Here is a 15,322-nt window from a genome sequence, read left to right on the forward strand (position 1 = left end):
GAACGCTGTGTGTGCGTCGGGCACGCCCCTGCCGCAGGGGGGAGAGCGACCAACGACGCACCACCCGGCACGGCCATCCCAAGTTCCGTCCCGGATCCTGGAGCGATGCCACCCCGCGCGGGGTGACACGCGGACCACACGTGGGAGACCTGCGGCGATCACGAGGAGTTATGTCATGAACATTCTTGACCAGCTTGATGCCAAGTCGCTGCGCAACGACGTCCCGGACTTCCGTGCCGGTGACACCCTCAACGTGCACGTGAACATTGTGGAAGGCAACCGCTCCCGTGTTCAGGTGTTCAAGGGCTTCGTCGTGGGCCGTCAGGGCTCCGGCGTGCGCGAGACCTTCACCGTGCGCAAGGTCAGCTTCGGTGTGGGCGTGGAGCGTACCTTCCCGGTGCACTCCCCGATCATCGAGAAGATCGAGCTCGTGAGCCGCGGCGACGTGCGCCGTGCCAAGTTGTACTACATGCGCGATCGTCACGGTAAGGCTGCTCGCATCCGCGAGAAGCGCGACTCGAGCGCATCGAGCAAGTAAGACACACCGGGTGCCACAGCACACGGAACACGCGGAGGGCCCGGCATCTGCCGGGTCCTCCGCCGTGAAACGGCCCGTTTCCACGCGCCGGTGGTGGTTGTGGGTCGTGGCCATCGCCCTGCTCACGGCCTTCGTCCTGGCCTCGGTCGTGCGCGGTTTCGTGGCGGACGTCTACTGGGTCGGTTCCGATTCCATGGAGCCCACGCTCCAGGGCGGGGACCGGGTGCTGGTGGACAAACTCGTCTCGGGGAACGACGTCGCTCGGGGCGAGCTGGTGGTCTTCGATGGCCGCGGTTCCCTGGACCCGCTGCACTCGACGGACCCGTGGCACCAGCAGGTCGCCCACACCCTGGGCCGCTGGCTGGGCGTCACCGGTTCAGACACCGCTTACGTCAAGCGGGTCATCGGGGTCGCAGGGGACACAGTGTCCTGCTGCACCGCGGACGGACTGGTCACCGTCAACGGCCGGCCACAACACGAGGACTACGTCTTCCCCGGGGACGAGCCGTCCCGGATCCCGTTCACGGTGCACGTGCCCGAAGGACGGGTGTGGCTCATGGGTGACCACCGCAGCGTGTCCGTGGACTCCCGATCGCTGCTGGGCTCGCCGGGCGGCGGCCTGATCCGCACCGAACGCATCGTGGGCACCGCCGAGCGTGTCGTGTGGCCCCCGGAGCGTGCCCGTACACTGCGGGAGTGACGGTCTCGGTGCTCCGCCCCGCCCCGCGCACCCCCGCGCGGACGGCATCCCAGGCGCGAGCGACGTCGCCAGGCAAACTCCCGCGCGCGAACACGCAACCGTGTCCGTGGGACCCGAGAAGAGGAATGCGTAGTGGCTGAGCAGCATGGATCAGGTGTCGAGGGCGTTCCCGGACCGGGTGAGCCCGCACCGCAGCGCGACCCCGGCGGCGCGGCGGCACCCCGGGACGCGCGGGCGAGCGAATCCGGCGCACGGCGCCGCGGCCGCCGGGAGGCCAAGGAGCCCACGACCGGGTGGGGCGCGGTCAAGGAGATCCTGATCGTGGTGGCCCTCGCGCTCCTCATCGCGTTCCTGGTCAAGACCTTCCTGATCCGCGGCTTCTTCATCCCCTCCGGGTCCATGGAACAGACCCTGGAACTCAACGACCGGATCTTCGTCAACGTACTGGACGGCCGCACGGGCAACATCGACCGCGGCGACATCGTGGTCTTCGAGGACACCCAGGGTTGGCTGCCCGAGGCGCCCCGGACCGCGGCCAACCCCGTGCGCGGCGCGCTCGAGTTCGTGGGCCTGCTCCCCGACAACAGCCAGCAGGCCCTGGTCAAGCGCGTGATCGGCGTGGGCGGGGACCACGTGACGTGCTGCGACGCGTCCGGGCGGGTCACGGTCAACGGCGAGGCGCTCGATGAGCCCTACTTGTACCCCGGGGCAGCGCCGTCCGACATCCCGTTCGACGTCACCGTGCCCGACGGCAAGCTGTTCGTGCTGGGTGACCACCGCAACGCCTCCGCCGATTCCCGCTACCACATCGCCACCGGCACCGGGTTCGTGAGCGAGGACGACGTCGTGGGCACCGCGTTCGTGATCGCGTGGCCGCTCGATCGCTTCCAGTTCCAGCACAACCCCGTCGAGGTGTTCCAGGACGTCCCCGCGGCCGGCGGGCAGTGAGCTCCGCGACGCCGCGCACCGTGCCCACGCTCGAACTGGAAACGGAACTCGCGCGCGCCGGGCACCGCTTCGTGGCCGGAATGGACGAGGTGGGCCGGGGAGCCCTCGCGGGTCCCGCGAGCGTGGGCCTCGCGGTCCTGGACCTCGAACGGATGGCCGGGGGAGCGCCGTCTGACCCGCCGCCGTGGCACGGCGTGCGTGACTCCAAGGCCCTGAGTCCAGCGCGGCGTGCGGCCCTCGCGGGCACGATCGCGGCATGGGCCGTGGGCACCGCGGTGGGGCACGCGCAACCGCGCGAGATCGACCAGTTCGGTGTCACCGCCGCGCTGCGCTTGGCCGGGCTCCGGGCACTGGCTACCGTGGCCGCACACGGCACGCGCGTCGATGCCTTGATCCTGGACGGTTCCCACAACTGGCTGGACGCACCCCCGGTGCTGGGGCAGGACGCCGACGACACCGCGTTGCCGCCGGTCGTGCGCACATTCGTCCGGGCCGATGCGCACTGTGTCAGCGTGGCGGCCGCGTCGATCCTGGCGAAAGTGGAGCGCGACGAACTCATGGTCTCGCTCGGCCGCGAGTTCCCCGCGTACGCGTGGGAGTCCAACAAGGGCTACGGCAGTGCTGTGCATCGCGCGGCGCTGCTCGAACACGGCACCACGCCGCAGCACCGGCTCAGTTGGAACCTGGGCGCGCGGTAGTCCGCTGGTCACCCGCATTCCTTCGCAGGTGAGGTGGGGGCCTGGTACTCGAGGGCCCATAGCGCGTCCTGGACGGATCCGCCCTGCACAGGCGCGCCCCGGCCATGGCCAGGAGTGTCGTCGCGCATCACAGTGGGTCCATGACGACTTCCACTTCTGCCCATGTGCCACGCAATTCCGGTCGTCCGGGCACCGCTCCGCCCGACACCGCTCCGCCCGACACCGCCCCGCCCGACGCCCCGGTCGCGGCCCATGTGAGCGTGGGGAGGGCGGGGGAGGAACTGATCGCGGACCTGTTGCAGCGTTCGGGCTGGCGGATCCTGGACCGGAACTGGCGCCCCGCCGTTGGGCCCGGGGCGCCCCGCGGTGAGCTGGACGTCGTCGCCGAGCGACAGGGAACCGTGACCGTGTTCGAGGTCAAGACGCGCTCGGGCGGGGACTTCGGACATCCCGCGGAGGCCGTGGGGTGGGAGAAGCTGCGGCGACTGCACGTCCTCGCGCGCGCCTGGGCCAGGGAACACAGGGCTGTCGCGATCCCCGGCGTGGACGTCGTGGCGGTCCACTGGCCCCGCGGCGGTACCCCGCGCGTGGAACACATAGGCTCCCTCGGCTGGTTGTGAGGCATCCGCGCGATCCGTGCCACGGGGCCCGTTCGCCGCCGACCTCCACCGGGGAGTCACACTCCGGGTCGTCACCGAGAGCATTATGAATTTCCCCCTCCCCGTGCCACGGTATTTTGTGGCATGAGTACAAAGGCTCGGCGATCGGGGGACGCATGAAGAGTCCGGCGTGGCTTCCTCACGTGTTGTCGGCCACGGCATTGGCCGCGGCCGCCTCGCTGATGCTCGTCTCGTGCGCGGACGAGGAGCCGCCCGCCGGATCCGACGCCTCCGCGTGTGCCACCTCAGCCGCGGGTGACCGGGGTCTGCATGCCGGGATCTTCCGGGCGCACCTCCCCAACGGGGCGTCCGTGCGCATCACGCTCCCCGCGCGGGAGATCCCCGATCCTGAACTCGACGAACTGCGCAAGGATGCCCGCGTCAAGCGCGCGACGTACGCCACCGTGGAGATCGACAACGAACGGGGAGATTCCCCCGTGTCGGTGAGTCGTATGATCCTCAAGGCCTCCGACGGCGGGTCCTACCAACTGGAGAACGTCTCACGGGCCCTGGACCGGTGGCGGCCCCGGACGTCCGGGGACCAGTACCGCGCCCATGACGGGTCGCCACTGACCGAGCACGAGGCCCGGCACCTCAAGAATCGCATCGAGGAGGCGGACCGGACCGCCGCGGGGGACATCGCCGCGGGCGAGCGCGGTACGAACATCCTCGTGGGGGACATCTCCCGTGTTCCGGAGAGCTTCGAGAGCCTCGAGCTGATCCCCTCCATCGGTAACCGGGAAGTCACCCCCGTGCGTGCCCAGCCCGAGGACACCGATGACACCCCGAGCGGCGACGGGCCCGCGGGCGGCGGACGATCGGGCAGCGGGAACGGATCGGACGGCGCCGGGGAGAGTGCGAGCCCCGATGCCCCCGCGGAATCGGCTGTTCCCGGTCTCCCCGCTCCGGACGTCCCCGAACCCTCGGCATCGCCCACCGCGGACACCCCTCAGGTGCCCGGGGATCCGGGTGCACCCGCGGTTCCGGACCCCGGGGCGCCCGTTCTCCCGGATCCGGGAGGGATCCCGCCGGTGAATCCCGATCCGGGCGGTCCCGTGCCTCCGAGCCCGGCGCCCACGATCCCGATCCCGCCGGTACCCGCGCCCGACACCTCCGTCTCGCCCCACCCGGCGGTGACCGATCCCATCGTCTCGGTGCCCACGGTGTCAGCACCGGTGATCCCGGACCCCGTGGACCCGGATCCGGGGATTCCGGGCCCGGGATCCCTGGAGCCCGCAGCCCCGGCGGAGTCGCAGGACCTACAGCTCGGTCCCATGAACCTGGAACTGCGGGCCGGAGCCCCGGTCACGGAGCTACCCGACAGCGCCGTCTCCGTGGTGCCGGTGTCGGTTCCCACTGACGTGCTGCCCGTCGAGGACACGGACCCGGCAATTGCCGTCCCCGTGCCCCTGGAGGACCCCGCGCCCGCTGCTCTCTAGTGGGCCGTTCGTTGGGATTCGCCCCGGTACACGGTTCTGTTCAGGGGCGCCTCGCGAAGTAGTCTGCTGCGCCCGGCCGGGTCACGGGTCCGCCGTGCCGGCGCTGTTAGGGGCCTCCGCGGGTGATCGTGTTCCACCGGGTCTCTCGGGTCGTGCCTCGCCCGTCTGGCCAGTTCATTTCCGCATTCGGGCCGCGGCATCTGGGCTGCACACTGCTGGGCTGTGCTAGGGCCCGGCGGCCCGGGCGGGAACGCTGGACCCATGATTCGAGATTCGGTGACGTGCAGCGCCAACCCATGGTCCGGACGTGGCTCGTGAACGGGTTCGCGCGCAGCCGCAGTGTGGCGCTGGTCGGGTTGGCGGGGCACCTGGTGGAGGTTGAGGCGGACATCGGCCAATCACTGCCGGCGTTCACGATTATCGGCCTGCCCGATCAAGCGGTGAACGAGTCCAAGGAGCGGATCCGTTCGGCCGCGCGCCATGCCGGGGCCGCCCTCGCACCGCGCAAGATCACGGTGAACCTCTCCCCGGCCACGCTCCCCAAGCGGGGGTCGCACTTCGACGTCGCGGTCGTGATGGCGGTGCTCAGCGCCCAGGGTGTGGTGCGGGTGCCGCCGGACACGGTGTTCTACGCCGAGCTCGGTCTGGACGGTTCCCTGCGTCCGGTGCGCGGTGTCCTGCCCGCCGTGTTGGCAGCGGTGCGGGCGGGGTATCCCCGAGTGGTCGTCGCCGAAGCCAATCGGGCGGAGGCCGAGCTGGTGGCCGGCGCGGACGTGAGTTCCGCCGCCCACCTGTCGCAGCTGCTCGTCGCCCACGGAGCGGATCCTACGTTGCTGGCCCGTGCGACGTCGTCACGGGCCGAAAGCGCGCCGGAGGGCGGGAACCCGCAGGAGCCGGAGGGAACGGCCGTGCCAGACCTGCGGGACGTGGTGGGGCAGGTCGAAGGGCGTCAAGCGCTCGAGATCGCCGCCGCCGGTGGACATCATCTCCTGATGGTGGGTCCACCGGGAGCGGGCAAGACGATGCTCGCGGAACGGTTGCCGGGGATCCTGCCGGACCTCGCGGACGATGACTCCCTGGAGGTCACGTCCGTGCATTCGCTGCGAGGCGACGACGTGTGTTCGTCCCTCATACGGCGGCCCCCGTTCCAGGCCCCACACCACAGCATCACCATGCCCGCGCTGTGTGGCGGAGGCAGCGGGATGCCACGGCCCGGGGCCATTTCCCTGGCGCACCGGGGCGTATTGTTCCTGGACGAGGCCCCTGAGTTCGACCGCCGGGTGCTGGACGCCCTGCGGCAACCGCTCGAATCGGGAACGGTCACGATCGCCCGGGCACAATCCGTGGCCCACTATCCCGCACATTTCCAATTGGTCCTGGCGGCGAATCCGTGTGCGTGCGGCAACGCGGGCGGCACGGACCAGGCATGCACATGCACGGCGGTGCAGCGCCGCAGGTATTTCGGCAAACTGTCTGGGCCCCTGCTCGACCGTGTGGATCTGCAATTGCGGGTCCCCGCTGTGACCTATCACGAGCTCAGCGGGGGCCACGGCCGGACCCCCGAGGACAGCGCAGCCGTCGCGGAGCGGGTTGCGACCGCCCGGGCCGCCCAGGAGGAGCGGCTGCGCCGCTGGGGGTGCCGACTGAACAGCGCGGTTCCGGGTTCACTGTTGCATCGCACCCTGTCACCGGGCACTCGATCCGTGCTACCGCTCAAGGCCGCCATGGACAACAAGACCCTGACGGCCCGTGGATTCGTGAAGGTGTTGCGTGTTGCCTGGACCCTGGCGGATCTGGTCGGGGCCACGGTTCCCAGCCCCGAGCACGTGCAGTTGGCCCTCTACTTCAAGACGACGGTGACGACATGACGGAACACCACCCCGCCGGGTCTGAAAGCTACGACAGCTCGACAGAGCACCACCCAGCCGGGTCGGACCGCCGCGGCAATATGACGGATCTAGGGGCAACCGCGGGGGACACTGCCGGGGTCGGCACCCCTGGCGATCCATACCACGCCGTCCGGGCGTGCCGCATGCGCTTATCGCGCATCATCGAACCCGGCGACACCGCGGGCTTGATCCTGCTGGCAGCCCTAGGCCCTGAACTGTTGTGGCGCAGCATCGTGGAATTGCAGGCCCCCAGTCCCGCTCTGTGTTCCGTTTATCGCAAGGCCGCCGAGGAGCTGGCGCCGGACTCGTCGGTCCCGAATCTCCTCAAACGGTTCGCGGCCTGGCGCTCGCGGCTGCCCGTCCCGGAACCCCGCGTGGATGCCCGGCACGCCGAACAGATCGGTGCGTGGACACTCATCCCGGAGGATCCGGAGTGGCCCGCGCAGCTCGACGACCTGGGCCTGCAGCGCCCGCTGGTCCTGTGGGGCCGGGGTCATCGCGAGGCGCTGTCCCGGCTGGATCGCAGTGTGGCCGTGGTGGGCGCACGCAACGCGAGCGGTTACGGGGCCGCGGTGACCCGACAGATGGCCCATGAACTGGCCGCTGCCCACTGGTGTGTGGTCTCGGGCGGCGCGTACGGGATCGACGCCGTGGCGCACACGGCCGCCCTTGAAGCAGGCACCGGGGACGGGGCCACGATCGCCGTTCTGGCGTGCGGTGTGGATCGGTTCTACCCGGCGGGCAACGCGGACCTGCTGCATCACATCACGCAGCGTTCAGTGGTGCTGAGTGAGGTCCCCCTGGGCTGTGCTCCCGCGCGCTACCGGTTCCTGCAGCGCAACCGCATCATCGCGGCTCTCACGCGAGCCACGGTGGTCACGGAGGCGGCGTGGCGTTCCGGATCGCTCAACACCGCACGCCACGCAGCGGGGCTCTCGCGGGAGGTCGCCGCGGTCCCGGGGGACGTGCTCGTGGGAGGATCGGCGGGCTGCCATCGCCTCATCCGCGACGATCACGCGGTGCTCGTGAGCAATGCTGCCGAGCTCCTGGAACTCGTGGAGCCCCTGGGCAATGCCGTGGCCCAGGATGCACACCGGGCGGCGAGTACCCGTGACGAGCGCCCCGAGGACGGCCTGGATCCCACGTTGTTACGCTTGTTCGACGCGCTGCCCCTGCGCACCGACGCGGACCCGTCCCATTTGTGCGCGGTGTCCGGGTTGAGCCCGGGGGAGGTGCTCACGGGTCTCGTAAGGCTCCGTGACGCCGGACTGGCCGCGGACTCGCTGCTCGGATGGCGGCGGGTAGGCTCGCCGCATGGGCGCAGTAAAAGACCGGACGGTCGAACGGGAACCTGAGCACGCGGCGTCGTCGGGCGCGCAGGGGACACCGGCAGCAGGCGCGAAGGATACCCCGCCCGGGCCGCTCGAGGCCTACCTCCCGCAGTTCCGGGCGTATCTGAGCCTTGAGCGGTCCCGCAGCGACCACACCGTGCGCTCCTACGTCAACGACGTCTCGGACCTCTCGCACTGGATGCGGGACCACGGGATCGACGCCATGGACCTGCTGGACCGGGACACCCTGCGCGGCTGGCTCGCCCAGCGCCACCACCGAGGACTCGCCCGCAGTTCCCTGTCCCGGGGGATCGCGGCCGTGCACACGTTCTTCCGCTGGGCCGTGGACACCCAGGGGCTGCGTCACGACCCGGCCGCGGGGTTGCGCGGGCCGCGCCCCGCCAAGCACCTCCCGGACGTCGTGGGCGCCACGGCACTCAACGACATGCTCGACGACCTCGGGGACGTCGCCCTCGGTGGGCACGACGACGCTCACGCGGCAGCGCTCGCGGCGCGCGACTGGGCACTGCTCGAACTGCTCTACGCCACGGGCGCTCGGATCAGCGAGCTCGTGTCCCTCGACGGGTCCCACGTGGACGCCGTGAACCACGTCCTCACGGTCACGGGCAAGGGGAACAAACAACGCCGGGTCCCGTACGGGGAGAGCGCGGGGGAGGCGCTGGCCCTGTGGGGACATCGGCGCGCGGAGCTCGCGGCACCCGAAGCGGGTGACGCCGTCTTCGTCGGGGCCCGCGGTGCCCGGATCGACGCCCGGGTGGCCCGCAGGGTCGTGGCCCGTGCGTTGGAGACCATTCCGGAGACCACCGCCCGTGGGCCGCACAGCCTGCGGCACAGCGCTGCGACCCACTTGCTGGACGGGGGAGCGGACCTGCGCACCGTGCAGGAAGTGCTGGGGCACGCGAGCGTGGCCACCACCCAGATCTACACCCATGTGTCCGTGGAACGGCTCAAACGTGCCTACTCCCAAGCGCATCCGCGAGCTTGACATTTCAGCGCGAGCAGTGATTCGGGTTGACCGGTGAGTAGCCCTGCGGGACAATGAAACGGAATGAGCCACCCCCGCGGCCTCGAATCCGCGAGGGTGTGTACATCCGGCCGCCGAACACCGACCGGACAACTTCATACGGGCGCCGAAACACATAGGCCGGGGCCTCCGAGCAGGACGTTGGGGAAGACGTACCTACACAACGGAGGAACAGGCTATGTCTTCACCCACCACGCGGGGTGTGCTGTACGTGCACTCCGCGCCGCAGGCGCTGTGCCCCCACATCCAGTGGGCTCTGGAATCCGTCTCGCGACAGCGCACGGATCTACAGTGGACACCGCAGAACGCCGAGCCCGGTTGCGTGCGCACCGAACTCGAGTGGTCCGGCCGCGCAGGCACGGGGGCGCTGCTCGCCTCCGCGCTCCGGACCCTGGGGCGGGTGAGGTTCGAGGTGACCGAGAACGCGAGCCGCGGTAACGACGGCTCCCGGTGGTCCTTCACGCCGGATCTGGGGATCTTCCACGCGACCACGGACGTCGCCGGGAACATCTGCGTGAGCGAGGACCGGATCCGGTTCGCGTTCGAGGCCTCCGGTGGGGACCCCTCCGCCGTGGTCGCGGAGCTCTCCCTGGCACTGGGGGAGGCCTGGGACGAGGAGCTGGAACCGTTCCGTCACGCCGCCGAGGGCGCACCCGTGCGGTGGCTGCATCGCGTCGGATGACCCCCGCCAGATAGCCACCCGCCGGATGACACGGCTCGCCCCGGAGAGGCGTTACCGATGCGGCGTGACGTGGTGGGTGACCTACCCGGGGACCCCCGATGGGTGCCACCCGTACCTACAAGTTTCCGACCTCAGAACTCTCGCTCCGAATCCGTTGCGGAGCACGAACGAACCCCGGTGTCCCACCTCCACAGGGTGGGCCACCGGGGTTCGTCGCTGGGGTGGGCGCCCGCTACAGGGAGCGGAACGCCGCCACCGAGTTGTGCCCGCCGAAACCGAACGAGTTGGAGATCGCGACCATGTCCCCACCGGGGAGATTCCGGGCGGTGGTCACCACGTCCAGATCGATCCGGGGGTCCTGGTTCTCCAGGTTGATGGTGCACGGGGCCTTGCGCTCGGATAGGGCCAGGACGGTGAGTACACCCTCAACGGCTCCGGAACCACCGAGCAGGTGACCCATCATGGACTTGGTCGCGGACACGGCCATGTCGTCCACGGCGGACCCGAATGCGCAGCGCAGTGCGCCGGCCTCGGGGATGTCGCCCACGGGGGTGGAGGTCGCGTGCGCGTTGACGTGCTTGATGTCCGAGGGGGCGATGTCCCCGGACTCCATGGCCTCACGCAGCGCGCGGGCGGGTCCGCCCTCATCCCCGGTGGCGGGAGCGGTGATGTGGTGGGCGTCGGCACTGAGACCCGCACCCGCCAGTTCGGCGTAGATCCGCGCGCCGCGGGCCTTCGCGTGCTCCTCGGACTCGAGCACCACGGCACCGGCTCCCTCACCCATGACGAACCCGTCGCGGTCCACGTCGAACGGGCGGGAGGCGCGCTGCGGATCGTCGTTGCGCCGGGACAGGGCCTGCATGGAGTTGAACGCGGCAATGGTCATGGGGTGGATCGCACTCTCGGCGCCGCCCACGATCACCACGTCCGCCTTGCCCGAGCGGATCAGATTCAGACCCTGGAAGAACGCCTCGGTGCCGGATGCACACGCGGAGACCGGGGTGATCGCGCACGCGCGGGCCTTGAACTCCATGCTCACCGAGGACGCATTGCCGTTGGGCATGAGCATGGGCACGGTCATGGGCTTGACGCGGCGGGGCCCCTTGGCGAGCAGGGTGTCCCACGCATCCAGGAGGGTCCACACACCGCCGATACCGGTACCGAACGCCACGCCCACGCGGGTGGGGTCCAACTCGTCGCTCGAGTCGGCGTCGGCGCCGGAGAAACCGGCGTCCGTCCACGCCTCACGAGCCGCTGCCACGGACAGCTGACCGGAGGGGTCCAGACGCTTGGCCTGCACCCGGGACACGGCATCCTCAGACGGCTTGGGGGAGGTGGCGCCGATGCGCACAGGGAGGTCGTACTTCTCCACCCACTCCTGTTCCAGAGCGTGGACACCGGAGACACCCTTGAGGGCGTTCTGCCAGGTCTCCTGGACGTTCTCACCGATGGGAGTGATGGCACCCAGGCCGGTGACGACTACTTTGCGGGACATGTTGTGCACTTCCTCGTGTCCGGGGTCGCAGATGTTCCAGGGCTTGCTCGGTCGGCCGCCTGGTGTGACGTGAGGTGGCGTGCCCCGCTCACGCTGGAGGGCACGCCACCTGACACCCGGGGATCAGTCCTGGGCGTTGTCGATGAAGTTGACGGCGTCCTCGACGGTCTTCAGGTTCTTGACCTCTTCGTCCGGGATGGTGACGTCGAACTTCTCCTCGGCGTTGACCACGATGGTCATCATGGAGATGGAGTCGATGTCCAGATCCTCGGTGAAGGACTTGTCGAGCTGCACGGCGTCGGTCTCGAGGCCGGTCTCTTCGTTCACGATTTCTGCCAGGCCGGCCAGGATTTCGTCTTTGCTCGCCATATCGGCTTCCTTTCCTTACAGTCGCGGTGCGCGACCTTACTGGGTGAGCACGGGGTTCGGGAGAACTACCGTGCGGACCGCCCGAGTGCTCGAACGGTCCGTGGACAAGAGGTGTGCGGTCTAACCCTACGGCACGCCACGGGTGGGATCAGGGCAGCAGCACCACTTGGGCGCCGTACACGAGACCCGCCCCGAAACCGATCTGCAGGGAGGGCTTGCCGGACAGTTCCGGGTGCTCCGCGAGCAAGCGGTGGGTGGCCAGCGGGATGGACGCCGCGGAGGTGTTACCGGCCTCTGCGATGTCCCGGGCGATGATCACGGAGTCGGGCAGCTTGAGCACCTTGGCCATCTGATCGATGATGCGCATGTTCGCCTGATGGGGCACGAATGCTGCGAGGTCCTCGGGCTCGAGCCCGGAGGCCTCGAGGGCTTCCTTGGCCACGCGGGCTCCCTCCCACGAGGCCCACCGGAAGACCGTGGGTCCGTCCTGGCGCAGGGTGGGCCACATGGTGGCGTCCGGGCGCATCTCACCGGTCTCCGGGTCCGCGAGGTCCTTGGCGAAGGTCCGCTCGCCACCCTTCTCGACCGTGCGGATGTCGGTGAGCGGGTGGGTCATACGGATCGCATCCCACTTGGATCCGTCCGAACCCCACACGGACGGGCCGATCCCCGGGACGTCGGACGGGCCGATGACCACGGCGCCGGCGCCGTCGCCGAGCAGGAAGGAGATGGAACGCTCGGTGTTGTCGATGACGTCGGAGAGCTTTTCCACGCCGATCACCAGTACGTTGGTGGAATCCCCGGAGCGCACGAGCGCGTCCGCCTGGGCGATGCCGTAGCAGTAGCCCGCGCACGCCGCGGAGATGTCGTAGGCCGCCGCAGGTGTGGCCCCCAGGCGGTCCGCGAGCTGGGCGGCGAGGGACGGGGTGAGGTACGGGAAGGACACGGTGGACACGATGATGGTGTCCAGCTGCTCACCCGTGAGACCGGCGCTCTCGAGTGCCTCGCGGGCCGAGTGCTCGGCCATCTCCAGGACGGTGACGTCCGCCGGGGCACGGTGGCGGGTGTGGATGCCCGTGCGCTTGACGATCCACTCGTCGGAGGATTCGATCCACTGACAGACGTCGTCATTGGTCACGATCTCGGACGGGCGGTAGGCGCCGATACCCAGGATGCGTGTGTGGGCGTTGGGGGTGTTCTGTTTGATGGTCGCCACGGGAGGCCGACTCCTTACCTGGTGCAGTTCACGAGTTGTCCGGGTGCGTGCGCACACTTGTCAGCTCAGAATACTCCGCACCGTCTCCAGGCCCTCCGGTGTGTTGACGGCGGTTGCGGGCACGCCCTTGAGCCCGCGCTTGGCCAGACCCACGAGGGTCCCGGCCGGCGGCAGTTCCACGATGTGCTCGACCTGCAGCTCGGCCAGGGTCTCCATGCACGCGTCCCACCGCACCGGGCGGCAGACCTGCTCCACGAGCGAGTCCACGGCCGCTGCACCGCCGTCGACCCGGGCACCATCGAAATTGCTCAGCAGGGGGTGCTTCGGATCGTTCGGGGACAGCTGCGGCACGAGCTCACGCAGCGGCTCCAGCGCGGGCGCCATGTGCTCGGTATGGAACGCGCCAGCGACCTTGAGCTTGATGACCTTTGCCCGCGCCGGAGGGTTCTCCGCGAGGGCGTCGAGCTGCTCGATCGTCCCGGCGGCGACCACCTGGCCACCGCCGTTCGCGTTCGCGGCGGTGGCGCCGACGGCGGCGATGGCCTGAGCGACGTCGTCTGGCTTACCGCCCAGCACCGCGGCCATCCCCGTGGGGGAGACGGCGGCTGCGCGGGCCATTTCCGTGGCGCGCACGCGCACGAACTGCATGGCGTCCGCCTCGCTCAGCACGCCGGACAGCGCGGCGGCGGTGATCTCACCGACGGAGTGCCCCGCGAAGACGACGTCGGAGCGGTCCTCCAAGCTCGGCGCGAGCAGCCGCCCGGCCACGAGACCCGCGGCCACGATGAGGGGCTGGGCCACCGCGGTGTCCTTGATGGTCTCCTCGTCCGCCTGGGTGCCGTAGTGCGTGAGATCTAGCCCGGCGGCGTCGGACAGCTCGCTCAGGTGGTCGGACACTCCGGGAACGGACAACCACTCGGTGAGGAAACCTGGCTTCTGGGACCCCTGACCGGGGCAGACAACTGCAATCACCCGTTCATTCCACCAAGAGTGGACCGCGCCACGGACTGGTCGGTGTCACCAACCTGGGGGACGAGCTTTGTGGGAGGTCTACAAGACCATGTCATGGCTGACTGTTCAGCCGGCCCGCGAGCACGGCGCAGTGCAGCACGAACGCGTCCCGGGGCAGCAGGGGGTCCCACCCGGTGATGTCGCTGACGCGGCGCAACCGGTAGCGCACGGTGTTGGCGTGGACGAACAGCTCGCGCGCGGTGGCCTCGAGCGAGTGCCCCACGCACAGGTAGGTGGTGAGGGTGTCCACGAGTCCGGTGGAGGACGCCGAGAGCGGTTCCCACACGGCCTCCACCATGGAGCGCAGCGCGAGCGGGTCCCCGCTGATGGCGCGTTCGGGCCACAGGTCCTCGGAGTAGACGGGATGCGGTGCCTGGGGCCAGGCCGCGGCGGCGCGCAATCCTGCCTGGGCGCGATCCGCCGATTCCTTGACCTCGAACACGGAGGACACCGCGGGCCCGTGGACCACCGGCCCCTCACCGAACACCGCCGCGAGCTTGGTCAGGGAACGCATGCGGTCTCGGAGCCCGCCGAGCACGAGTACGAGCCGGTCGGTCTGGATGGCCACGAGGCATTCCGTGGCATGGCGGCCGGCCGCGCGCCGGATGCGTTCCACACCGGCGGGTCCGGTGGTGGCGGGCGCGGGGCCCACCATGACCGTGACGTCACCCTGGTCGGTCCAGCCGAGCGCGGAGACCCTGGAGCGCATGGAGTCGGAGTGGTCGCCGCGCAGGATCCCGTCCACCACGAGCGATTCCAGCCTCGCATCCCACGAGCCTCGGTTCTCGGCGGCCTTGGCATAGACGTCCGCGGCGGCGAAGGCGACCTCGCGCGAGAAGCGCAGCACGGCCTCGCGCAGCGCCACCTCGTCGTTGTGCTGGGCGAGCTCGGGGACCTTCTCCTCGACCACGTCCACGACGATGCGCAGCACCTGCAGTGCGTTCTGCAGCGTGATGGAGCGGGTCAGTTCCGTGGGGGCCTGCTTGAAGATCTCCGTCAGCACCCACACGGGTTCCTGCGGGTTCTCGTACCACCGCACGAAGGACGCGATACCGCGCTGGGCGAGCAGCCCGAGTTCCGAGCGTTCGTCCGCGCGCAGCTGGGAGAACCACGGCAGGGACGTGCTCAACCGCTGCACTGCCACGGTCGAGACCTGCCCTAGATTGGCCGTGAGGTTGTCCAGCGTCTTGGGGTGCGGTGTGCCCTGTTGCCGACTGCGGAGCGGCCAGGTCACCCGGCGCGTGGAGCGTGCTTTGCGGGCGGCGGAGCCGGAGGTGTCGGAGGGCATGAGTCGAGGGTAGT

15 protein-coding genes are annotated in these 15,322 nt (G+C 69.8%); 10 read left to right on the forward strand and 5 right to left on the reverse strand.

All coding sequences use genetic code 11. The features are described from left to right. Positions 1–175 precede the first annotated feature (175 nt). The 10 genes from rplS to HBK84_RS05570 all read left to right on the forward strand — a co-directional run bounded on the left by rplS (position 176) and on the right by HBK84_RS05570 (position 9,929). The gene (rplS, locus tag HBK84_RS05525) at positions 176–538 is read left to right on the forward strand and encodes a 50S ribosomal protein L19 (RefSeq protein ID WP_064846126.1); all 363 of its coding nucleotides are present in this window, start codon (positions 176–178) and stop codon (positions 536–538) included. A 10-nt stretch (positions 539–548) separates the two neighbouring features. Then, positions 549–1,238 (forward strand): signal peptidase I, encoded by a 690-nt coding sequence (lepB, locus tag HBK84_RS05530; protein WP_167318393.1) that lies wholly within the window; start codon positions 549–551, stop codon positions 1,236–1,238. Positions 1,239–1,370: 132 nt separating this feature from the next. Further along, positions 1,371–2,186, forward strand: a complete 816-nt coding sequence (lepB, locus tag HBK84_RS05535) for a signal peptidase I (protein ID WP_167318394.1) — start codon at positions 1,371–1,373, stop codon at positions 2,184–2,186. Next, positions 2,183–2,884 carry a ribonuclease HII gene (locus HBK84_RS05540; protein ID WP_240919113.1) on the forward strand — a complete coding sequence of 234 codons (702 nt, stop codon included), beginning with the start codon at positions 2,183–2,185 and terminating at the stop codon, positions 2,882–2,884. Before lepB (HBK84_RS05535) ends, HBK84_RS05540 begins: the two co-directional genes overlap by 4 nt. Positions 2,885–3,024: 140 nt before the next feature. Further along, the gene (locus HBK84_RS05545; RefSeq protein WP_085106283.1) at positions 3,025–3,504 is read left to right on the forward strand and encodes a YraN family protein; all 480 of its coding nucleotides are present in this window, start codon (positions 3,025–3,027) and stop codon (positions 3,502–3,504) included. A 155-nt stretch (positions 3,505–3,659) separates the two neighbouring features. Next, complete coding sequence (locus HBK84_RS05550; RefSeq protein ID WP_167318395.1) at positions 3,660–4,982, forward strand: hypothetical protein; 1,323 nt, start codon at positions 3,660–3,662, stop codon at positions 4,980–4,982. Positions 4,983–5,278: 296 nt separating this feature from the next. Beyond that, positions 5,279–6,850, forward strand: coding sequence for a YifB family Mg chelatase-like AAA ATPase (locus HBK84_RS05555; RefSeq protein ID WP_167319142.1), 1,572 nt, complete (start codon positions 5,279–5,281; stop codon positions 6,848–6,850). Positions 6,851–7,014: 164 nt separating this feature from the next. Next, a complete protein-coding gene (dprA, locus tag HBK84_RS05560; RefSeq protein ID WP_240919114.1) occupies positions 7,015–8,226 on the forward strand; it encodes a DNA-processing protein DprA in 1,212 nt (403 codons plus the stop codon). Beyond that, the gene (locus tag HBK84_RS05565; protein WP_085106279.1) at positions 8,186–9,208 is read left to right on the forward strand and encodes a tyrosine recombinase XerC; all 1,023 of its coding nucleotides are present in this window, start codon (positions 8,186–8,188) and stop codon (positions 9,206–9,208) included. Before dprA ends, HBK84_RS05565 begins: the two co-directional genes overlap by 41 nt. Before the next feature lie 217 nt (positions 9,209–9,425). Next, a complete protein-coding gene (locus HBK84_RS05570; RefSeq protein WP_085106278.1) occupies positions 9,426–9,929 on the forward strand; it encodes a DUF3145 domain-containing protein in 504 nt (167 codons plus the stop codon). A gap of 232 nt (positions 9,930–10,161) precedes the next feature. Here the strand turns inward: HBK84_RS05570 and HBK84_RS05575 are convergent, their stop codons facing one another. The 5 genes from HBK84_RS05575 to HBK84_RS05595 form a co-directional block, all read right to left on the reverse strand. Next, positions 10,162–11,424, reverse strand: coding sequence for a beta-ketoacyl synthase (locus tag HBK84_RS05575; RefSeq protein ID WP_064846119.1), 1,263 nt, complete (start codon positions 11,422–11,424; stop codon positions 10,162–10,164). 123 nt (positions 11,425–11,547) lie between these two features. Further along, positions 11,548–11,793, reverse strand: coding sequence for an acyl carrier protein (locus tag HBK84_RS05580; protein WP_035964527.1), 246 nt, complete (start codon positions 11,791–11,793; stop codon positions 11,548–11,550). 148 nt (positions 11,794–11,941) lie between these two features. Then, the gene (locus HBK84_RS05585) at positions 11,942–13,009 is read right to left on the reverse strand and encodes a beta-ketoacyl-ACP synthase III (RefSeq protein ID WP_064846118.1); all 1,068 of its coding nucleotides are present in this window, start codon (positions 13,007–13,009) and stop codon (positions 11,942–11,944) included. 60 nt (positions 13,010–13,069) lie between these two features. Continuing rightward, on the reverse strand, positions 13,070–13,981 hold the full coding sequence (locus HBK84_RS05590) for an ACP S-malonyltransferase (RefSeq protein WP_167318397.1): 912 nt from the start codon (positions 13,979–13,981) through the stop codon (positions 13,070–13,072). Between the two features lie 91 nt (positions 13,982–14,072). Then, positions 14,073–15,308, reverse strand: a complete 1,236-nt coding sequence (locus HBK84_RS05595; protein ID WP_064846116.1) for a CdaR family transcriptional regulator — start codon at positions 15,306–15,308, stop codon at positions 14,073–14,075. Between the last annotated feature and the right edge of the window lie 14 nt (positions 15,309–15,322).

The sequence above is a fragment of the Kocuria sp. KD4 genome, from assembly GCF_011769905.1.
Classification (GTDB): domain Bacteria; phylum Actinomycetota; class Actinomycetes; order Actinomycetales; family Micrococcaceae; genus Kocuria; species Kocuria marina.